16 protein-coding genes are annotated in these 20534 nt (G+C 68.3%); 11 read left to right on the top strand and 5 right to left on the bottom strand.

Annotated features, from left to right (window positions below; genetic code table 11):
• Positions 1-44: 44 nt before the first annotated feature.
• Positions 45-578: a GtrA family protein gene (locus tag ACQR3U_RS09495; RefSeq protein ID WP_006553463.1), complete on the bottom strand. Its 534-nt coding sequence runs from the start codon at positions 576-578 to the stop codon at positions 45-47.
• 19 nt (positions 579-597) lie between these two features.
• Between ACQR3U_RS09495 and ACQR3U_RS09490 the strand changes: the two genes are divergently transcribed.
• Positions 598-2022 carry an FAD-binding oxidoreductase gene (locus ACQR3U_RS09490; protein WP_019290337.1) on the top strand — a complete coding sequence of 475 codons (1425 nt, stop codon included), beginning with the start codon at positions 598-600 and terminating at the stop codon, positions 2020-2022.
• Positions 2022-2783, top strand: coding sequence for a decaprenylphospho-beta-D-erythro-pentofuranosid-2-ulose 2-reductase (locus ACQR3U_RS09485; RefSeq protein ID WP_006553461.1), 762 nt, complete (start codon positions 2022-2024; stop codon positions 2781-2783). Before ACQR3U_RS09490 ends, ACQR3U_RS09485 begins: the two co-directional genes overlap by 1 nt.
• A gap of 60 nt (positions 2784-2843) precedes the next feature.
• On the opposite strand, the gene ACQR3U_RS09480 is transcribed toward ACQR3U_RS09485, so the two are convergent.
• Positions 2844-3164, bottom strand: a complete 321-nt coding sequence (locus ACQR3U_RS09480) for a hypothetical protein (RefSeq protein ID WP_024102694.1) — start codon at positions 3162-3164, stop codon at positions 2844-2846.
• A gap of 155 nt (positions 3165-3319) precedes the next feature.
• Here ACQR3U_RS09480 and ACQR3U_RS09475 point away from each other — a divergent pair, with 155 nt between their 5' ends.
• Positions 3320-5248, top strand: coding sequence for an arabinofuranosyltransferase (locus ACQR3U_RS09475; RefSeq protein WP_230810405.1), 1929 nt, complete (start codon positions 3320-3322; stop codon positions 5246-5248).
• Here the strand turns inward: ACQR3U_RS09475 and ACQR3U_RS09470 are convergent.
• Positions 5223-5663, bottom strand: a complete 441-nt coding sequence (locus tag ACQR3U_RS09470; RefSeq protein WP_006553458.1) for a DoxX family protein — start codon at positions 5661-5663, stop codon at positions 5223-5225. The genes ACQR3U_RS09475 and ACQR3U_RS09470 overlap by 26 nt on opposite strands.
• A gap of 128 nt (positions 5664-5791) precedes the next feature.
• Here ACQR3U_RS09470 and ACQR3U_RS09465 point away from each other — a divergent pair, with 128 nt between their 5' ends.
• Genes ACQR3U_RS09465 through ACQR3U_RS09445 form a run of 5 tightly spaced genes read left to right on the top strand, consistent with a single transcriptional unit; the run spans position 5792 to position 8846 of the window.
• Positions 5792-6094, top strand: a complete 303-nt coding sequence (locus tag ACQR3U_RS09465) for an SAV_915 family protein (protein ID WP_006553457.1) — start codon at positions 5792-5794, stop codon at positions 6092-6094.
• Complete coding sequence (locus ACQR3U_RS09460) at positions 6091-6366, top strand: hypothetical protein (RefSeq protein ID WP_230810404.1); 276 nt, start codon at positions 6091-6093, stop codon at positions 6364-6366. The genes ACQR3U_RS09465 and ACQR3U_RS09460 overlap by 4 nt, the downstream gene beginning before the upstream one ends.
• Positions 6363-7523, top strand: coding sequence for a hypothetical protein (locus ACQR3U_RS09455; RefSeq protein WP_230810403.1), 1161 nt, complete (start codon positions 6363-6365; stop codon positions 7521-7523). Before ACQR3U_RS09460 ends, ACQR3U_RS09455 begins: the two co-directional genes overlap by 4 nt.
• An 8-nt stretch (positions 7524-7531) precedes the next feature.
• Complete coding sequence (locus tag ACQR3U_RS09450; RefSeq protein ID WP_230810402.1) at positions 7532-8191, top strand: hypothetical protein; 660 nt, start codon at positions 7532-7534, stop codon at positions 8189-8191.
• Positions 8192-8210: 19 nt separating this feature from the next.
• Positions 8211-8846, top strand: a complete 636-nt coding sequence (locus ACQR3U_RS09445; protein ID WP_230810401.1) for a hypothetical protein — start codon at positions 8211-8213, stop codon at positions 8844-8846.
• Positions 8847-8860: 14 nt separating this feature from the next.
• Here the strand turns inward: ACQR3U_RS09445 and ACQR3U_RS09440 are convergent, their stop codons facing one another.
• On the bottom strand, positions 8861-11638 hold the full coding sequence (locus tag ACQR3U_RS09440) for an FAD-binding and (Fe-S)-binding domain-containing protein (protein ID WP_230810400.1): 2778 nt from the start codon (positions 11636-11638) through the stop codon (positions 8861-8863).
• A gap of 130 nt (positions 11639-11768) precedes the next feature.
• Here ACQR3U_RS09440 and ACQR3U_RS09435 point away from each other — a divergent pair, with 130 nt between their 5' ends.
• The 3 genes from ACQR3U_RS09435 to ACQR3U_RS09425 are packed head-to-tail and all read left to right on the top strand — an operon-like array spanning position 11769 to position 18903.
• Entirely contained in the window at positions 11769-15065 is a 3297-nt protein-coding gene (locus tag ACQR3U_RS09435) for an arabinosyltransferase domain-containing protein (RefSeq protein ID WP_230810399.1), read from the top strand.
• Between the two features lie 44 nt (positions 15066-15109).
• Complete coding sequence (locus ACQR3U_RS09430; protein ID WP_039583415.1) at positions 15110-18418, top strand: arabinosyltransferase domain-containing protein; 3309 nt, start codon at positions 15110-15112, stop codon at positions 18416-18418.
• A 50-nt stretch (positions 18419-18468) separates the two neighbouring features.
• Positions 18469-18903: a hypothetical protein gene (locus tag ACQR3U_RS09425; RefSeq protein WP_033097841.1), complete on the top strand. Its 435-nt coding sequence runs from the start codon at positions 18469-18471 to the stop codon at positions 18901-18903.
• An 82-nt stretch (positions 18904-18985) separates the two neighbouring features.
• On the opposite strand, the gene ACQR3U_RS09420 is transcribed toward ACQR3U_RS09425, so the two are convergent.
• Positions 18986-20527, bottom strand: coding sequence for an acyl-CoA carboxylase subunit beta (locus ACQR3U_RS09420; RefSeq protein ID WP_006553448.1), 1542 nt, complete (start codon positions 20525-20527; stop codon positions 18986-18988).
• Positions 20528-20534 lie beyond the last annotated feature (7 nt).

Here is a 20534-nt window from a genome sequence, read left to right as displayed (position 1 = left end):
ATCTGGTTGGTCCAACCGTGTATGTCGCCGTCGAACCAACCAGATCAGCGCAGGCGGAAGATCACGACGCGCTGGACGACGAAGTTGATCACCGTCGCGACGCCTTGGGCGACGACGAAGGCGAAGGGCGTGACCCACCACTCGTCGCCGAGGGCTTCGTTGAGTACACGGTTGATGCCGACCTGTGCGGCGAACGTCACTGCGTAGAGGACCACCACGGCTGCGAAACGAACGCGGCTCGGCGGGGCCTTGAAGGTCCAGCGGCGGTTGATCAGGTAGGCGGTGGTGGTGCCGGCCACGAACGACAGGGCCTTCGCGACGTCGCGCGTGACGCCCAGTGCCATGAGCAGGACGTACAGGCCGTAGTCGACGATCGCCGAGAACCCACCGGTCAGGACGAACCGTGTGAGCTGCGTCTTCAGGTCCAGCGCTTCGTCGGCCGTCGAATCGGTCAACGGCAGTTCGGGAGCCAGTGGGGCGTGATGCTCCGGCAGCGGCTGCACATGGTCGTGGGATTCCGGCACGCAGACGAGGGTAACGCCCGTGAGGAACAGCATCTTGCCGGGTGACCAGGACACACGGGTAGCCTTTATCCCGATGTCCACGACAGCTACGGAGCAGGCGAGCGAGCCGCTCCCCACCCAGACCCGCACCCTGACCGGCTGGGGGCGCACTGCGCCGACCACCGCAGAGGTGCTGTCCACCCCCGACGTCGAAGTGATCGCCAAGGCGGTCGCGCGGGTCGCGGAAGACAACGAGTCGAAGCCGTCGCACCTGCGGCGCGGCGTGATCGCACGCGGGCTCGGACGCTCCTACGGCGACCCCGCGCAGAACGCGGGCGGGCTCGTCGTCGATATGACGGCGCTGAACAAGATCCACAGCATCGATCGTGACTCCCGCAAGGTCGTGGTGGACGGTGGTGTGAGCCTCGACCAGCTCATGCGCGCCGCGCTGCCGTTCGGTCTGTGGGTGCCCGTCCTGCCGGGCACGCGCCAGGTCACCATCGGTGGTGCGATCGGTGCCGACATCCACGGCAAGAACCACCACAGCGCGGGCAGCTTCGGCAACCACGTCAAGTCCATCGACCTGCTCACCGCCGACGGCCAGGTCCGCACGTGCACCCCCACCGGGCGCAACGCCAAGCTGTTCTGGGCGACCGTGGGCGGAATGGGTCTGACAGGCATCATCCTGCGCGCGACCATCGAGATGACCCCCACGGAGACGGCGTACTTCATCGCCGACAGCCGCCGCACCGAGTCGCTCGACGAGACGATCGCCCTGCACAGCGACGGTTCGGAAGCGAACTACGACTACTCCAGCGCATGGTTCGACGCCATCTCGCCGGAGCCGAAGCTCGGCCGCGCCGCAGTCTCCCGAGGCAACCTCGCGAAGCTCGACCAGCTGCCGAAGAAGCTGCAGAAGGACCCGCTCAAGTTCGACGCGCCGACCCTGCTGACCCTGCCCGACGTATTCCCGAACGGGCTGGCCAACAAGTTCAACTTCTCGGTGATCGGTGAGCTGTACTACCGGAAGACGAAGAACGCCGACAACCAGGTCCAGAATCTGACGGCGTTCTACCACCCCCTCGACCTGTTCGGGGAGTGGAACCGCGGCTACGGACCCAACGGCTTCCTGCAGTACCAGTTCGTGGTGCCGCCGGAAGCGGTCGAGGAGTTCAAGAAGATCATCCGCGACATCCAGGCGTCGGGACATCACTCGTTCCTCAACGTGTTCAAGCTGTTCGGTGAAGGGAACAAGGCTCCGCTCAGCTTCCCCATCCCCGGCTGGAACATCTGCGTCGACTTCCGGATCAAGCCGGGCCTGAACGAGTTCGTGCGCGAACTCGACAAGCGGGTCCTCGAGTTCGGTGGTCGCCTCTACACCGCGAAGGATTCGCGGACCGACGCGGAGACCTTCCACGCCATGTACCCGCGGATCGACGAGTGGCTGAAGGTGCGCCGCTCCGTCGACCCCACGAACGTCTTCGCCTCCGATATGTCCAGAAGGTTGGAACTCCACTGATGATCAACGCCGTCGGCAATCCCCAGACCCTGCTGCTGCTCGGTGGCACCTCCGAGATCGGCCTGGCCATCGTCGAGGAGTACCTCCGCAAGGCACCGGCCCGCGTGATCCTCGCGGCCCTGCCCGGCGACCCGCGTCGTGAGGACGCCGTCGCCCAGGCGAAGTCCGCGGGTGCGACGCAGGTCGACCTGATCGACTTCGACGCGCTCGACACGGCGAGCCACCCGGCCGTCATCGACCAGGCGTGGAAGGACGGCGACGTCGACATCGCGATCGTCGCCTTCGGTCTGGACGCCGACGCCGAGGAGCTGTGGCAGAACCAGAGCAAGGCCGTGCGGGTCGCGGAGGTCAACTACACGGCCGCCGTCTCCGTGGGTGTGCTGGTGGGCGAGAAGATGAAGGCGCAGGGCTTCGGGCGCATCATCGCGATGTCGTCGGTTGCCGGCGAGCGCGTCAAGCGCGCCAACTTCGTCTACGGTTCCACCAAGGCCGGCCTCGACGGCTTCTTCCTCGGACTCGGTGAGGCGCTGCGCCCGTTCGGGCCGCGCGTGACCGTCGTGCGCCCCGGCCAGGTGCGCACGCAGTTCAGCGCGCACGTCGACGAGGCCCCGCTCACCGTGAACAAGGAAGATGTCGCGAAGCTCGCTGTCGCGGCCTCCGATCGCGGCAAGGAGATCGTCTGGGCGCCGGGCACCTTCCGGTTCGTGATGATCGTGCTGCGTCACCTGCCGCGCGCGATCTTCCGCAAGCTGCCGATCTGACAGACGTGCACCCTCTGCCCCGCCGGACCCGTTTCGGCGGGGCAGTCGTCTTTTCGGGGTCTACCGGACGTAGCCGGTTCCGCTGTGGATCATCCCGGGCGGCCCGTAGCACCAGTGGTTGATCGACCCTTCGTTCACGAAGACACCGTTCACGATGCCGTCCTGCCCCGCCTCGTTCGTCGCGTAGCCGACACCCGGCGCCCCGACGACGATGCACTGGTAGGGATCGACGCCGTGGTGGTCGTACAACCGGCCGTCGATGGGACCGCCGGGCGCACCCGGTTCGATCACCGGATACGCCGAGGCCTGCGCCGCCCCGAAGACGAGGAGAGGTGCCGTCGCGAGCGTTGCAAGGGCCGCACGAACTGCTTTACCTGTCATGATCTGAGCCTTCCGTTCGGATTCCCCGGGCGGTACCGACGGCCCGGTTTCCCGACGCAACTTCCAGGATGAAGGTCCCGACCGGTGGACGGCGGCGTTTTGCGGCGCGGATCGGGCCACCACTCGTCTCGCGGACGCATCTCTATGCTCGTGGGGTGCTCGCCGACACTCCTGTAGCAGTAGCCCCGTTACGCCGTGCCGTCTCGACGCTCGTGCAGTTCGTCTGCGCAGCGCTCGTCGCAGCACTCGTCGCCGCGGTGGGGCTGTTCGCTTTCGACCGTGTGCAGTGGCCGGCGTTCAATTCGTCGAACGTGACGCAGGCCGTCACCACCGTGATGCAGTTCGCGGCACTCGCCGTGCTCGGCCTGTCGATCTATCTGTTGCGTCGCCGCAGATGGGTGACGGGGGCGCGGGTGCTGTCGTGGGCGGCGCTGTCCGGCCTGGTCACCGCGACCCTCGGGATGCCGCTCGCCGCGACCCGCCTCTACCTGCACGGCATCTCCGTCGACCAGGAGTTCCGCACCCAGTTCCTCACGCGACTGACGGACAGCGCGGCGTTGCGCGACATGAACTACGCCGACCTGCCGTCGTTCTATCCGGCCGGGTGGTTCTGGATCGGTGGCCGTGTCGCGAATCTGCTGGGTATGGACGGCTGGGAAGCGTTCAAGCCGTATGCGATCGGTTCGCTGGCGGTCGCGGCGGTCGTCGCGCTGGTGCTGTGGTCCGAACTGGTCCGCTCCGATCTGGCGGTGCTCGCTGCTACCGCGACGACGCTGGTCGTGCTGGCCTACGGTTCGCCGGAGCCCTACGGAGCGGTGATCGCCGTACTGGTCGCGCCGGCGTTGGTGCTGGCCTGGGGTGGTTTCCTGCCCGCTACACGCGGTGGCCGGGGACGACAGGGCTGGGGTGCCGTCGTGGGGACGGGCCTGTTCCTCGGTCTCGCCGCGACTTTCTACACCCTCTATCTCGGTATCGCGGCGTTCGCGGTGACGGTGATGGCCGTCGTCGCGGCGTACCTCGCGCGTCGCGCCACCGGGTCGTGGCGGGCGGTCCTCCCGGTGCTCGTCCGTCTCGTGGTGATGGCGTCGATCGCGGTGCTCGTCGCGTTGATCGTGTGGGCGCCGTTCGTGTTCGACGTGCTGGGCGGTAATCCCCCGTCCGAGTCCGGGACCGCGACCCACTATCTCCCCGATGCCGGTGCGCGACTGCCGTTGCCGATGTTCCACATGTCCCTGATCGGACTGTTGTCGTTGCTGGGCACCGTGTGGCTCGTGGGCCGGGCGTCGTCGTCGCATCGGGCGCAGGCGCTCGGGCTCGGGGTGATCGCGGTCTACCTGTGGTACCTCGCCTCGATGGCGTTGACCGCCGTGGGCAACACCCTGCTCGCGTTCCGTCTCGAGGTCATCCTGCTCGTACTGCTCGCTGCGGCAGGCGCATTCGCCTTCGTCGACTTCTCGCGTTGGATCAGCCTGGCGACCAGCGAGAATCCGCGCGTGCGCAGGGTTCTCGTGGCGGTGGGTGCTCTCGGTGCGCTGGCGTTCACCCAGAACATCCCCCAGGTGCTCGGGAGCGAGATCACCGTCGCCTACACCGACACCGACGGGGCCGGTGAACGCGCCGACCAGCGACCCGCCGGAGCCGCGTCCTATTACGCCGAGGTGGACGACGTCCTGCTGTCGCAGTTGGGCGGCGAGCGTGACGACCACGTGGTCCTCACGGCCGACACGTCCTTCCTCGCCTACTACCCATACTTCGGTTTCCAAGCCCTGACCTCGCACTACGCCAACCCGCTGGCGGAGTTCTCCGCGCGGGCCGCAGCGATCGAGGAGTGGTCGGAACTCTCCTCCCCCGGCGAACTGCTCGCCGCCTGGGAGGAGCTGCCGTGGAGAGCCCCCGACGCCGTCGTCTTCCGGCAGGGCGCCGAGGGTTACACGCTGCGTCTGGCCGAGGACGTCTACCCGAACGATCCCAATGTGCGGCGGTACACGGTGACCTTCCCCAAGGAACTCTTCGACGATCCCCGCTTCACCGTGACCGAGGTGGGGCCGTTCGTCGTCGTCACCGCGACGGGCGAACCGGCATGATGCGACGAACTCCGATGTCGCGCAACCACAATCCACCCCATACCAGAATTCCGGTGTAGATCGGGAAGAGAGTCGTGCTGACGATCGGCTGCTCGGTGAGCAGATTCGTCGCGACAGCACCGCCAAGATAGCCGGTGAGGAGTACGGCGCCGAGGATTGCGGTAGGCGGCAGGACGTAGGCGATCAGGCAGACGAGTAGGACGACGCCGAACACCCGGTTGAGGCTCGGGTCGAACCCGAGATCGGCCATCGCTTCCTGCACCTGCGAAACGTTGGCGATGTGGATGATCGAGTCCCACAGCAGAAACAGGACGACGAGACCGCTGACGATCAGGCCTGCGATGCGGGCGGCGCGTGAGGGTGCCGCGGCGATGTCGTCGCGGGTGCCGGTGGTGGATGCGGTGAAGGTGTTCATGACGGCCTCCTGGTAGGTGGGCAGCGGTGCTGTCGCAGATACCGACCGGGCAGGAGCCGGAAACTCATCGCCGCTACGGTAAGGTCGCGGCGAGTCGTACGGGGGGTGCGACGGAATCGGGGGATTCGATGAGCGACGTTCTGTATGTGCCGATCCGACGCCGCGACAGTTCCGGGCACGTTCGGCTCGAGATGCGCACACTGCCCGACGGCCGGCTGGCGTTGCCCGCCTACACCTCACCGAAGGAACTGGCCCGCTGCTGCGGACCGCAGCAGCCGTGGATGGGCGTCGACAGCACAGGGCTGCAGGAGATCCACCGGACCACCGGGTACGACGTGGTCCTGCTCGACGGCCGACAACCACCGCCACCCCCGATCGCGGACGACGACCGTCCGTTCGAGGACCCGCTCGGCAGGAGAGCGACCCGGTGAGCATCGACATCGGTGACCTCGACACGGTCGCGAAGCTCCTGGCGACCGGAGCAATGGGAATCGACGAGCTCGGATCCGATCCCGCACCGATACCCGACGCGGGTGCCGCCACCGCACTGCTCGTCGACGCTCTCGGGTCGATTGCTTCCGCGCTGGACGCGGCGGTCCGGTCGCTGGCCGATGCAGCGGACGCCACCCAGGACAGTCTGCGCGCCTACCAGGACGCCGAGTCGCACACTGCTCAGGAGATGGCGAAGGCCGGTGAGGGATGAGCCTCGACACCCGAGTCTTCGGCGACCCCACCTCCTGCTACGCATGCGCGGATTCGCTCACTGCCCTCGCCACGGGTGTGCACGACCGACTGAAGGTGGCGCGCGACGGACGCACCGAGTCCGAGTACGAATTCAGAAGCCCTGCGGGAGATGCGTTCCGCACGACGCTCGACCGCGTCATCACGGGGACGACCGAGGCCGCAGACCAGATCGACGTGATCGCCGCTGCCCTGCGCGCATTCGCCGACGGACTCGTCACCGCCGGGTCACGCATGTCGCAGGCCGAGGCGACAGCGGCGGAAGCCGGTATTCCCGTGGAGTTCGGCGTCGGGATCGGTGAGCCACTCAGCGTCGATCCGAACTCGTACGACATTGCACCCCAGGTTTTTCGGACGAAGCAGATCGCAGCCTACGAGGCGGCTGCGGGGCTCGTTGCGGAAGGTCGCGCGGCCGAAACCGGAGCGCACAGCGCGCTCGCGGAAGCCTTGCGCGGGCCGACGACGATCCTGAAGGACGCAGAAGCCCAGTGGGAATGGCTCTTGGCGCATACCGTGGGCGGATACATAGCGACGACAGTCTCCGAGCTGTCGAAATGGGGCAACGAAGCCGCTACGCGAGGTGCGACCCTCGCCCGGCTGCGTGAGCTTGCTGCCGAAGCGGCGCGACTTGGCGATCCGTACCCTGAAGCAACAGCCGCCAGGGCTGTTCGAGCCTTCCAGGGCGGAGCGGACGATGCTGCGCGGTTCGCTGCGGAGAACTCTCGACTGCTTGCCGGGCTCGGCGACAACAAGTTCGTCCAGTTGTTCGGAAAGAACGTCGACAGCTTCCTTCCGGAAGGGTCGGCCCTCTCGAAAACCGGAGCCAAAATTCCTGTTGTCGGGTTGGCCTTGACTGGATGGCAAACCTTCCACGATGTCAGCAATGCCGATGACAGTACCGAGGCGGTCGAGGCGGTAGCCAAGAACGTGGGAGGTTTCGTCGCGGGAACAGTTGCGACCGAACTGATTCTTGCCAGCGCAGCAGGCGGACCCGTGACACTGCTGGCAGTTGGCGCCGGAGTCGGGGTAGCGTTCGGTGTAGGTGAAGTGATCGAGCACTGGGACGACATCTCCGGTGCGGCGGGTTCCGCAGCCCGCTGGGTTGGAAACCTGTTCTGAGGTCACGAATGAATGCAACCGACCTGCCTCAGATGCCTGATCCGATCACCGGGGAACCCCGCCCACCCTGCGCACCGCGCATCCATCACGGCACCGAGTACACACCGACCGACCGACTGCCCCGAAACCCACCGAAGGCACCGGATCACCTCGGACCCACACTCGAATGGCTCCAGCCCACCCTTCGCGACCAGTACGGCGATGCCGCGATGCTCGCCGGACTACTCGCGGTATTCGGGACGATCAGCGCAGGGGGTTTCAGCTGGGTCCTCGAATGGTGGGCATGGGGTCTGCTCGCGCTCTTCCCATGGATCATGTTCCGGGCCTCCGGAAACCACTGGACAGCAGCCGGTGTCAGTTGGGTGCAGTGGCGCGGCAGTTGGGTCGACACATACAAACTCACCCGCATCCAATTCTCCGCTGACGGCTACAGCCGCGTTCTTCGGCTGAAGGATGCCCACGGCAACGAGATCCATTCTTTCAAGATCAGCGAGATCCAGCGCAACCCCGACCTGTGGGATCTCGTCTACAACGGCATCCTCCACTCCGTCGCGTCGGGCCACTGCGACATCGACGCCAAGACCCGCCACATCCTGAAGATTCCCTACGAACTCGGGCCGCGCCCCACCCGTAGCGAACGCATCAGAGGACGGCGGCGTAGAGGGTGACGCTGTGAATCTACCCGCAATGCCGGATCCGAATACCGGAGAGCCGCGACCACCCCGTGCGCCACGCATCTACCAGAGAATCGAGCACACGCCGACCGACAGATCCCCACGGAAGCCTCCGGAAGCGCCGGAACATCTCGGACCCGTTCTCGAATGGCTCCAGCCCACCGCCCGTGACCAGTACACGAGCGCGCTCTTCATCGTGGGCATCTCGGTCGCGTACCTCACCCTTGTCGACGGAGGCCTTCGCTGGACCCACATGTGGGTCATGTGGGTCATCATGGCTGTGGGTGCGTGGGTGATGTTCGGCGCCACCAGAAACCATTGGACCGCAGTCGGATCCACCTGGGTGCAGTGGCGCGACGATTGGGTTGACACCTATCACCTCACCCGCATACGATTTTCAGCCGACGGGCCGAACCGCGTTCTCCGTTTGAAAGATGCACACGGCAACAAGATCCACTCGTTCAAGATCAGCGAGATCCAACGCAACCCCGACCTGTGGGACCTGGTCTACAACGGCATCCTCCACTCCGTCGCCTCCGGCAACTGCGACATCGACGCCAAAACCCGCCACATCCTGAAGATCCCCTACGAACTCGGGCCGCGCCCCACCCGAAGCGAACGCACCAGAGGACGGCGGCGTAGAGGGTAAGGACGTCTCCGGGCCTACGGCAGTCGTGAGGCCAGCAACTCCGCCAGGTGCGTGCCGCGCCGCGTCGTGAGGTCGCTCAGCTGGGTACGGCACGAGTAGCCGTCGGCGAGGATCACCGCGTCGTCGGATGCCGCGTCGACGGCCGGCAGCAGTTGGGTTCGCGCGACCGCCACCGACACGTCGTAGTGCCCGCGTTCGACTCCGAAATTCCCGGCCAGGCCGCAGCAGCCGGCGAGGCGCTGCACGTCGGCACCCGCGCGTCGCAACAGTGCGGCGTCGGCGCCCCATCCCATGACGGCGTGGTGGTGGCAGTGGGGTTGTGCGACGATCCGTGTGCCGTCCAGCGACGGCGGTTCCCAGTCGGCGAGGAGTTCGGCGAGGGTCGTGGTGCTGTCGGCCACGAGGCGAGCAGGTGCGGACCCGAGCAGTTCGACCGCGTCGGAACGCAGGACGGCGGTACACGACGGTTCGAGACCGACGATCGGCATGCCGCTGCGGAAGAGTTCGGCAACGGTGCGGCCCAGGATCTTCCGGGCCTGGTCGAGCTGGCCGGTGGTGATCCACGTCAGGCCGCAGCAGCGGGGTTCGTCGGTGAGGTGCACGCTGTGTCCGGCGGCTTCGAGCACGCGCACGGCGGCAACCCCGATCTCCGGGGTGAAGTACTCGGTGAAAGTATCGACGAACAGCAGCACCGAATCGCCTGTGCGGGATCGTCGCGAGAGGGTGTCGGCGAACCACTTCCGGAAGGTGCGGGGCGCGAACCTCGGTACACGGCGGCGGCGGTCGAGACCGGCGACGGTCAACCCGAGCGGGACGACCCCCGGAGCGCGGACAAGGGCGTTGACGGCGCGTGGCGCACGGGAGGCGATCGCCGCCCACTGCGGCAGCCTGCCGAGACCGTAGTGACTGGCGGGCCGCCTCCGTCCCCGGTAGGTCTGGTGCAGGACTTCGGATTTGAGGGTCGCCATGTCGACTCCGGTCGGACAGTCCGACAGACATCCCTTGCACGACAAGCACAGATCGAGCGCCTCGTGCACCTCCGGCGACTGCCACGACTCGGCGACGAGGTGACCGTTGAGCATCTCCTGCAGCACCCGGGCACGTCCTCGGGTGGAGTCCTTCTCCTCGCGGGTCGCGAGGAAGGACGGGCACATCACCCCGCCGGTGCCGGTATTGTCGGCGCGGCACTTGCCGATCCCGGTACACCGGTGCACTGCCTGCGTGAAGTCGCCGCCGTCCTCGAGATAGCGGAAGGCCAGGCCCTCCCGGATCTTCCCGGCCGCCGGGACGCGCAGGTCGGCGTCGACGGGCCGCGGGTCGACGAGCACGCCGGGGTTGAGGACGTTCTCCGGATCGAAGACCGACTTCACAGCCCCGAACAGTGCGAGCGCGTCGGGTGAGTACATCACGGGCAGCAGTTCGCTCCGGGCACGCCCGTCGCCGTGCTCCCCCGACATCGACCCGCCGTATTCGACGACGAGTTCAGCTGCCTCGAAAAGGAATTCGCGGAACAGACCCGGAACCTCGAGGGGGATGTCGAGGCGGATGTGGATGCAGCCGTCGGCGAAGTGCCCGTAGGGATAGCCGGTGACGTCGTATCCGGCAAGCAGTTCCTCGAAGTCGCGGAGATAGTCGCCGACGCGGTGGGCAGGGACGGCGGCGTCCTCCCATCCCGCGTGCGCGGGCAGTCCCTTCGGACTTCTCGCCGACAGGCCGGCTCCCTCCTCCCGGATACGCCACAGCGCAGCGGCACGCGCCTGGTCCTCGACGTGCAGGACGTCGGTCGCGGCGACGGCCTGCGCGAGTGCCTTCGCCCGGCCGCGCACCTCGTCGGCGTCGTCACCGGCCAGTTCGACGAACAGCCAGGCCGCACCCGACGGCAGGGGCGGTACCGCCTGCGGTCCGCGCCGGTGCCGGACGATGTCGACGATCCGCGAGTCGAGCCCTTCGCACGCCGTGGGCCGGAAACCCAGTAGTCCGTGCGCGGCGTTGCCGGCGGCGACGATGTCTGGATAGCCGAGCACGACCATCGTGCGGACGGCAGGGTCGGCGACCAGCTGCACCGTCGCCTCGGTCGTGATCCCGAGTGTGCCCTCGCTACCGACGAACAGCTTCCGGACGTCGAAACCGTTCTCCGGCAACAGATGCTCGAGTGCATAACCCGACACCTGCCGACCGAAGCGACCGAATTCGGTGCGGATGGTCGCGAGGTCGCGGGCGACGATCTCCCGCAACGGTTCCAGCACCGGATCCTCGCCGGGCAGCGTCAGCGGGTGCCCGGTGCCGGTGAGCACTTCGAGCGCGACGACGTTGTCGGACGTGCGGCCGTAGCCGAGCGCCCGCGCCCCGCACGCGTTGTTACCGATCATCCCGCCGATCGTGCACCGGTTGTGGGTGGACGGATCGGGGCCGAAGCGCAGACCGTGCGGTGCCGCGGCGCGCTGCAGTTCGGCCTGCACGACACCCGGTTGCACCCGCGCGGTCCGGGTCTCTGGGTCGACGGAGAGCACCCGGTTCAGGTGACGCGAGAAGTCGATGACCACGCCAGGCCCGACAGCGTTGCCCGCGAGCGAGGTGCCGGTGCCGCGGGAGGTGACGGGGACACCTTCCCGGCGGCACACGTCGAGGGTCGTGGCGACGTCGTCGATCGATCGGGCGCGCACCACGGCCTGTGGCGGGACGCGATAGAGAGAAGCGTCGGACGAGTACAGCGCGCGCGTGGTCGAGTCGTCGCAGACCTCCCCGATGCCCGCCGCGCGCAGAGCGCGCCCGATCGGGGTGGAAGTCCTCATAGACAGCGATGCTAGTGGCGGGAGGCATCGCTCCGGACGTGGTCGGACAGAACCGCGGAGTACCCGCGAGTGGTGCGAGCGGAGCGGCACGCGCCGGCCCCGTGACGGGACTCGCCTAGCATCGACGCTTGTGCCAGCCGATACCGCTTCGCCCGGGAAAACCGATTCGCCCGACCCGACATCGCGCGTCCGCACAGCTCGGATCGTCGCGATCGTGTCGGGACTGCTCGGGTTCGTGCTGGCTCTGACCCTTCCGTTCCTGCCGGTCCGGCAGGAAACCGGCGAACTGCAATGGCCGCAGAACGGCAGCATCGACAGTGTCGAGGCGCCGCTCGTCACCTACGCCCCGCTCACGCTGCGGGCCAGCGTGCCGTGCGCGGCAGCAGCGCAGCTCGGTTCCGACGGCGGCACCCTCGTCTCGACCATCCCGTCCGGCTCCCCCGACGCCACGGCGGAGGGCCTGGTGATCCGCGCGATACCCGGTGAGGACGGCGCTCCCGGCACCGTCGAGGCCGTCCTGCGCAACTCGGTGCTCGTCTCGGCGCCGCTCGACGAGCCGTGTACGGCCGTGACGGTCGCATCGAACTCCGAACGCACCGCCGCCGAGATCGTGGGCGCCGACCCGCCGGTGGCGATCGAGCTCGAGGGCGACGAGCGGCCGCAGATGGTCGGTGTCTTCAGCGACCTCGGCGGCCCGGCCGGCGCCTTCGAACCCGACGGTGACGACTCCACCGAGCGGTTGTCGGTGCGCGCCGAGCTCGACTCGCGGTTCACCTCGACCCCCACGGTGCTCAAGCTCCTCGCGATGATCGTGTGCGCGCTCGCGACGCTGGTCTCCCTCGTCGCTCTGCATCGACTCGACGGGATCGACGGGCGCCGCGCGCGCCGGTTCCTGCCGGCCCGCTGGTGGCGGTTCACCCTCGTGGACGCGGTGGTCGTGAGCACTCTGCTGCTCTGGCACATCATCGGCGCGAACACCTCGGACGACGGCTACATCCTCAACATGGCGCGGGTGTCCGGCGACGCCGGATACATGGCCAACTACTTCCGCTGGTTCGGTGTGCCCGAGGCGCCGTTCGGCTGGTTCTACGACGTGCTCGTCGTGTTCGCACAGGTCTCGACGTCGAGCGTGTGGATGCGCCTGCCCACGCTCATCGCGGCGATCCTGTGCTGGATGGTCATCAGCCGCGAGGTCATCCCCCGGCTCGGCGTCGCTGTCCAGCACAGCCGGGTGTCGCTGTGGACGGCCGGGCTGGTCTTCCTCGCCTTCTGGCTCCCCTACAACAACGGTCTGCGCCCGGAGCCGATCATCGCGGTCGGTGCGCTGCTGACCTGGTGCTCCGTCGAACGCGCCATCGCGACCGGGCGCATGCTGCCCGCCGCGATCGCGGTCCTCATCGCGGCCTTCTCTCTCGCCGCCGGCCCGACCGGCCTGATCGCGGTGGCCGCACTCGTCGCCGGGATGCGCCCGCTGGTGAAGGTTCTTATCGCGCGCCGGCATCTCGTCGGTGTCGTCGCGCCCCTCGCGCCGATCCTGGCGTCGGGCACCGTCGTGCTCATCGCCGTCTTCGCCGACCAGACGCTCGCGTCGGTCCTCGAAGCGACCCGCGTGCGTTCGGCCGTGGGACCGAACGTGCCGTGGTTCGACGAGCGACTGCGGTGGGACGCACTGCTCACCGTCTCCCCCGACGGTTCGCTGGCCCGCCGGTTCGGCGTGTTCGTGATGCTGTTGTGCCTGGTCGTGTGCGTCATGCTGATCCTGCGCAAGGGCCGCATCCCGGGCACCGCTATCGGACCCTCGCGCCGCATCCTCGGCATCGTCTTCGCGTCGTTGCTGCTCATGATGCTCACGCCGACGAAGTGGACACACCACTTCGGTGTGTACGCGGGCCTGGCCGCGTCGGTGGCTGCGCTCGCCGCGATCGGAGTGGGCTCGGTCGGCATCCGATCGGCCCGCAACCGGGCGCTGTTCACCGCCGGGGTGCTGTTCGTCCTGGCGATGGCCTTCACCGGTTCGAACGGCTGGTGGTACGTCTCGAGCTACGGCATCCCGTGGTGGGACAAGCCGCCGTCGATCTCCGGTTACGCCTTCTCCACGGCACTGCTCGGCCTCACGGTGCTCGCCCTGCTCCTCGCCGCGTGGTTCCACCTGCGCGAGCCGTTCACCACGCCGCGACCCGACCGCAACGGCAGGGTGCGGGCCCTGGCGTCGGCCCCGCTCACGCTGGTCGCGGCGGCGGTGGTGCTGTTCGAGGTGCTGTCGCTGCTCAAGGGCGCGGTCTCGCAGTACCCGGCCTATTCGATCGCCAAGTCGAACGCGGCGGCCCTCACAGGCAACTCCTGCGGACTCGCCGACGAGGTGCTCGTCGAGTCCGAACCGAACGCGACCATGCTTCAGCCCCTCGACGGTGATGCGGGCGAGGCCCTGGGTGCGGGCACGGCCGTCGGTTTCACCCCGAACGGCGTGGCCCTCGACCTCACCGCCGACGCGGAGACCACCACGACCGGTGGCGCCAACACCGTCGACAGCGAGGAGGGCGGCACCACCACATCCACCAGCGCCGGCACCGAGGGCGGTCGCACCAGCGACGAGGGCATCAACGGCAGCACCGTGAAGCTGCCCTTCGGCCTCGACCCGCAGACCACGCCCGTCCTCGGCAGCTACCGCTCCGGGGTGCAGCAGTCGGCCGAACTCGAGTCCGGCTGGTACGCGCTGCCGGAGCGCACCGCTGAGACACCGCTGCTGGTCGTGACCGCGGCGGGACGCATCCGCTACGTCGACCCCGACGGTGTCATCACCCCCGGTCAGGACGTGCTGCTGGAGTTCGGTTCGTCATCCGGGGACGACGTGACGCCGCTGGCCACGCTCGCCCCGATCGACATCGGCCCGTCGCCGTCCTGGCGCAACCTGCGCGTGCCGAGCGACGCGATCCCGGCCGACGCCGACGCCGTGCGGATCGTCGTCGACGACGGTGACCTCTCCCCCGACCAGTGGGTCGCGGTCACGCCGCCGCGGATGCCGCGCATGCAGACCCTGCAGGAGGTCGTCGGATCCGACGCCCCGGTCCTCATCGATTGGTCGGTGGGTCTCGCCTTCCCGTGCCAGCGACCCTTCGGGCACCGCAACGGTGTCGCCGAGGTCCCCGAGTACCGCATCCTCCCGGACCGGGTCGGGGCCGACGCGACGAACGGCTGGCAGGACGACATCGGCGGCGGACCGCTCGGCTGGATCCCGCTTCTGCTGAACGCCGAGGCCGTCCCCACCTATCTGAACCACGACTGGGATCGCGACTGGGGATCGCTCGAGCAGTACCGTCCGATCGACCCGGATGCCTCCCCCGCGGAGGTCACCACCGACGTGACGACCCGCTCCGGCCTGTGGTCGCCGGGCCGCATCCGTGACGGGGTCCCCGTCCTGCTGGAGTAAGGGCGAGTGCCGTCACACCACGTCGCCGGATACCATCGACTCCCGTGCCCGACGACGTGACGACCTCACCCGCGCCCGCTCCGACCGCCCCCCGGTCGATGGGCGAGGACCTTCGCACTCGGTACCGGACTGCGCGACTCGTCGCCGTCGTCGCCGGGTTGCTCGGCATGATCTTGGCGCTGGCCACACCGTTTCTCCCGGTCCGCGTGACCGAGGCGACGATGTCGTGGCCGCAGGACGCGGCGGCGACCGACGTCGAACTGCCGCTGATGTCGCAGGTCCCCCTCCAACTCCGCGCCACCGTGCCGTGCAGCGCCGTCGCGGAGATGCCCGGCGACGGCGGGATGCTGCTCGCGACCGCCCCCACCAACGGGCAGGACGCCGCCCTCAACGCGATGTTCGTGCGGGTCGGCGCCGAGAACGTCGACGTGCTCGACCGCAACGTGGTGGTCGCGACCGCGCCGCGCGCCGACGTCGAGTCGGGTGCGTGCAGCGAACTGCAGATCTTCTCCGACTCCGAACGCACCACCGCCGAGTTCGTCGGCCTCTCGGACGAGAACGGCAACCCGCGGTCGGGTGAGCTCACCGGCGACCTGCGGCCGCTCGTCGTGGGCGTGTTCAGCGACCTGCCGACCGCGGTTCCCGGCCTCGACGTCACCGTCGATGTCGATTCCCGGTTCACGTCGTCGCCGACGCTGGTCAAGTCCCTCGCGATGGTCCTCGCGGTGCTGTCGACGGCACTCGCGCTCGGCGCGCTGGCCAAGCTCGACGGCACGGACGGTCGCGGTCACCGCCGCTTCCTGCCGTCCCGCTGGTGGAAGTTCACCGGCGTCGACGTCGTCGTGGTCCTCACGCTCGTCGGCTGGCACTTCTTCGGCGCGAACACCTCGGACGACGGCTACCTGCTGACCATGGCCCGGGCGGCGGAGAACTCCGGCTACATGGCCAACTACTTCCGCTGGTTCGGTGTCCCCGAAGCTCCCTTCGGCTGGTACTACGACGTGCTGGCGGCGTTCGCGAAGATCTCCACGGCCAGCCCATGGATGCGCATCCCGGCACTGATCGCCGGAATCCTGTGCTGGATGGTCATCAGCCGTGAGGTGGTGCCGCGTCTCGGCCGGGCCGTGCGGCACAACCGCATCGCACTGTGGACCGGCGGACTGGTCTTCCTCGCCTTCTGGCTGCCCTACAACAACGGTCTGCGGCCCGAGCCGATCGTCGCGCTCGGTGCGCTGCTGACCTGGTGCTCGATCGAACGCGCCATCGCGACCGGTCGTCTGCTGCCCGCCGCGACGGCGGTGTTCATCGGCGCCTTCACCCTCGCCGCTGCACCGACGGGCCTGATGTGTATCGCCGCGCTCATCGCCGGCATCCGGCCGATGACGCGGATCATCGTGCGCCGCCACCGCGAGGTCGGCACCCTGCCACTGCTCGCCCCGATCGGCGCCGCCGGGATGCTCGTGCTCGTCGTGGTGTTCTCCGACCAGACCCTCGCCGCGGTCCTCGAGGCGACCCGCGTGCGCACCATCATCGGCCCCAACGAGGAGTGGTGGAACGACTTCCTCCGCTACTACTACCTGATGGTGCAGACCGTCGACGGGTCGCTGCCGCGCCGCTTCGCGTTCCTCACGATGCTGCTGTGCCTGTTCACGACGCTGTTCGTGCTGCTGCGCCGCCGCCGGATCCCCGGCGTCGCCGTGAGCCCGACCTGGCGTCTGCTCGGCATCGTCTTCGGCACGATCTTCTTCATGATGTTCAACCCCACGAAGTGGACCCACCACTTCGGGGCGTACGCAGGCATCGCCGGATCGCTCGCGACGGTCACCGCCGTCGTGGTCTCCGCGAGCGCATTGCGGTCGCGGCGCAACCGCACGATTTTCCTCGCCGGAGTGCTGTTCGTCCTGGCGGTGTCGTTCGCCGGCATCAACGGCTGGTGGTACGTCTCGAGCTATGGCGTGCCGTGGTTCGACAAGACCGTCTCGCTGAGCGGCTACCAGTCGAGCTCGCTGTTCCTGGTCCTGTTCGGTCTCGCCCTGGTGCTCGTCGCGTGGCAGTACCTCCGCGAGGGCTACGCACCGCCGCCGGAGTCGGCCGAGACGAAGAAGGGCCGGCGGATCCGCGCCCTCGCGGCTGCGCCGCTCACGGTCGTCGCCGCGGTGATGGTGCTGTTCGAGGTGCTGTCGCTGCTCAAGGGCGCGGTGTCGCAATACCCGGCGTACTCGCTCGCTCGCTCCAACATCGGGGCGGTCGCCGGGCAGACCTGCGGTCTCGCGAACGACGTGCTCGTCGAGGCCGACCCCAACGAGGGACGCCTCGAACCGATCATCGACCCCGCCGATCCGCCGGCAAACGACGACCCGCTCGCCGGTGCGGCGCCGCGCGGTTTCACTCCCGACGGCGTGCCGTCCGACCTGACCGCCGACTACGTCGAGGTCAAGCCGGGTCAGGGCAACACCGACAACCAGAGCGTCGGCCCGACCTTCGAGACGGGCGCGGGCGGCGGCACCACGGGTGGTTCCGGTGAGCAGACCGTCAACGGCAGCACCGTGCGTCTGCCCTTCGGGCTCGACCCGTCCGTCACCCCGGTGCTCGGCAGCTACCAGGAGGGTGTGCAGGAACCCGCCGCGCTCACCTCCAGCTGGTACGCCCTTCCCGGGATCACCGACGAGACGCCGCTGGTGATCATCTCCGCGGCCGGTCGCATCTGGTCGTACGACGACACCGGTGCACTGACCTACGGCCAGTCGCTGCTCGTCGAGTACGGCACCCGCCAGGCCGACGGCAGCGTCGAGGCGAAGGGCACCTACCTGCCGCGCGACATCGGCCCCGCACCGTCGTGGCGGAACCTGCGTGTGCCGCTCGCCGACCTGCCCGACGACGTCGACGCCGTCCGCATCGTCGCCAACGACCCCAACCTCACCGGCGACCAGTGGCTGGCGTTCACGCCGCCGCGCGTCCCCATCCTCGAGCGGCTCGACGCCCAGCTCGGTTCCGAGCAGCCGCTCCTGCTGGACTGGGCCGTGGGTCTGCAGTTCCCGTGCCAGCGGCCGTTCGACCACTGGGCCGGTGTGGCCGAGATGCCGAACTACCGGGTCCTCCCCGACCGTCCGCTCGCGGTGTCGTCGACCGACACCTGGCAGTCGGCCGACAACGGTGGCCCGCTCGGCTTCGCGGAGGTCCTGGCGCGACCCGAGCAGGTGCCCACCTACCTCGAGAACGACTGGGGGCGCGACTGGGGTTCGGTGGAGCGGTACGTGCGCTTCTACCCGAATGCGCAGCCGGCCGAACTGACCACCACCGAGGTGACGAGGTCCGGGTTGTGGAAACCCGCGCCGATGCGCGTCTACGAGTGACGGATGAGGCGCGAGTAACGGAAGTGACGCCGACGGGCGACACACAGGGCATGACGACCTCGAGAAAGATCGCATTCACGGCAGCCCTGGGCGCGGCGCTCGCGCTCGGTGTGGTCACCGCTCCCGCAGCGTCCGCGGAGCCTGTGGCGGCTACGACCCTGAGCCCTGTGATCGGCGCGGTCGGTGGCACCGGTTCCGCAGGGTGGGGAGGTCTCCTCGTCAACGAGGGCGTGACCGTCGGTGTGGACCCCGAGCGTCCCGGCTTCTCGCGATTCGGCAGCAGCTTCCAGTGCCCGTGCCTCGTGAACTGGACGAACGTCACCACCGGACAGCGTGGCACCGTCACCCTGCCGATCTACCCGCCCATCCCCTCCGCAGGATGGGAATACCCCTGGTTCGAGACCGGCTCCGGACGTATCGAGGCGGTCGTGACGACCACCGACATCACCTTCCTGCCGGGCCGGGGTTCCTGGACCGTGCCCTGACCCCCGGCCCGGTGGGGCGGCGTCGGATATACACGACGGGGCCTGTGCACGCACTGGTGCACAGGCCCCGTCGGCAACGGCTCTACAGCGGCAGCAGGTGATGCTTCCGCGGGTTCTTGAACACTTCCTTGTCGCGAAGAAGGTTCAGCGCCTTGCGGATCTCGAGACGGGTGGTCGACGGCTCGATCACCGCGTCGACGTATCCGCGCTCGGCCGCGATGTACGGCGTGGCCACGTGCTCGTTGTAGAAGTTGATGAGCTGCTGGCGCACCGCCGGAGCGTTCTCGCCCGCGGCCTCGATCTGCCGGCGACCGATCACCGCGACAGCCGATTCGGCACCCATCACGGCGATACGCGCGGTGGGCCACGCGAAGTTGATGTCGGCGCCGAGCTGCTTCGACCCCATCACGGCGTAACCGCCGCCGTAGGCCTTACGGACCACGACGGTCACCTTCGGGACCGACGCCTCGACATATGAGAACAAGAAGCGGCCGCCACGCTTGATGACGCCGATCTTCTCCTGCTCGACACCGGGCAGGAAGCCGGGGGTGTCGACGACGAACACGAGCGGGATGTCGTAGGCGTCGCACACGCGCACGAAGTGCGCGGCCTTGTCGGCAGCAGCCGCATCGAGGGCACCCGACAGGTACAGCGGCTGGTTCGCCACCACGCCCACCGCCCGGCCGTCGACGCGGGCGTAGCCGGTGATGATGTTCGGCGCGGTCTGTGCGCGGACCTCGAGGAACTCGCCGTCGTCGAAGATCTTCAGCAGGATGTCCTGCATGTCGTAGCCGGAGTTGTCGGCGTCGGGCATGAACGTGTCGAGTTCGAGATCGTCGGGCGTGAGCTCCGGTTCGAGACCGGGATTGATGATCGGAGGCTTCTCCTGCGCGTTGGACGGCATGTAGCTCAGGTACTGCCGCACCCACTCGAAAGCGGCCTTCTCATCCGGCGCGACGTGGTGCACGTTGCCGTACTCGGCCTGCTGACGGGCACCGCCGAGCTCCTCGAGGCTCACGTTCTCACCGGTGACCGCCTTGATGACGTCCGGGCCGGTGACGAACATGTGGGCGCCTTCGGTGGCGACCACGACGTCGGTGTTGATCGGCGCGTAGACCGCACCACCGGCGCAGTTGCCGACGATCACCGAGATCTGCGGGCACAGACCCGACAGCGGCTCGTGACGCTTGCCGATCTCGCCGTACCAGGCGAGCGAGGTGACGGCGTCCTGCACGCGGGCACCACCGGAGTCGTTGATGCCGACGACGGGGCAACCGATCTTGAGGGCGAAGTCGAGGACCGCGGCGACCTTGCGGCCGAACATCTCACCGACGCTGCCGCCGAAGACGGTCTGGTCGTGGGAGAACACCGCGACCGGGCGGCCGTCGACCGTGCCGTGCCCGACGACGACGGCGTCGCCGTACATCGCATCGTCGCGGCCCGGCATCTTCATCAGCGCGCCGATCTCGACGAAACTGCCCCTGTCGAGCAGCATGTCGATGCGCTCACGAGCGCTCGGGATGCCCTTCTTCGCGCGCTTGGCGATCGCGAGTTCGCCGGCAGGCTCCTTCGCGATCTCCAGCTTCTCGCGCAGCTCGGCCAGCTTCTGTGCCGTGGTGCTCACTTCTTCG

The sequence above is a fragment of the Rhodococcus sp. IEGM1339 genome, from assembly GCF_050321925.1.
In the GTDB taxonomy this organism is placed as follows: domain Bacteria; phylum Actinomycetota; class Actinomycetes; order Mycobacteriales; family Mycobacteriaceae; genus Rhodococcus; species Rhodococcus pyridinivorans.
The sequence above is the reverse complement of the archived record's forward strand: the minus strand, read 5'-3'. Positions and strand labels throughout refer to the sequence as shown.

Coding starts and splice junctions, on each gene's coding strand:
- ACQR3U_RS09490 (WP_019290337.1), top strand. CDS start 598: ATGTCCACGACAGCTACGGAGCAGGCGAGCGAGCCGCTCCCCACCCAG.
- ACQR3U_RS09485 (WP_006553461.1), top strand. CDS start 2,022: ATGATCAACGCCGTCGGCAATCCCCAGACCCTGCTGCTGCTCGGTGGC.
- ACQR3U_RS09480 (WP_024102694.1), bottom strand. CDS start 3,164: ATGACAGGTAAAGCAGTTCGTGCGGCCCTTGCAACGCTCGCGACGGCA.
- ACQR3U_RS09470 (WP_006553458.1), bottom strand. CDS start 5,663: ATGAACACCTTCACCGCATCCACCACCGGCACCCGCGACGACATCGCC.
- ACQR3U_RS09465 (WP_006553457.1), top strand. CDS start 5,792: ATGAGCGACGTTCTGTATGTGCCGATCCGACGCCGCGACAGTTCCGGG.
- ACQR3U_RS09455 (WP_230810403.1), top strand. CDS start 6,363: ATGAGCCTCGACACCCGAGTCTTCGGCGACCCCACCTCCTGCTACGCA.
- ACQR3U_RS09450 (WP_230810402.1), top strand. CDS start 7,532: ATGAATGCAACCGACCTGCCTCAGATGCCTGATCCGATCACCGGGGAA.
- ACQR3U_RS09445 (WP_230810401.1), top strand. CDS start 8,211: ATGCCGGATCCGAATACCGGAGAGCCGCGACCACCCCGTGCGCCACGC.
- ACQR3U_RS09440 (WP_230810400.1), bottom strand. CDS start 11,638: ATGAGGACTTCCACCCCGATCGGGCGCGCTCTGCGCGCGGCGGGCATC.
- ACQR3U_RS09425 (WP_033097841.1), top strand. CDS start 18,469: ATGACGACCTCGAGAAAGATCGCATTCACGGCAGCCCTGGGCGCGGCG.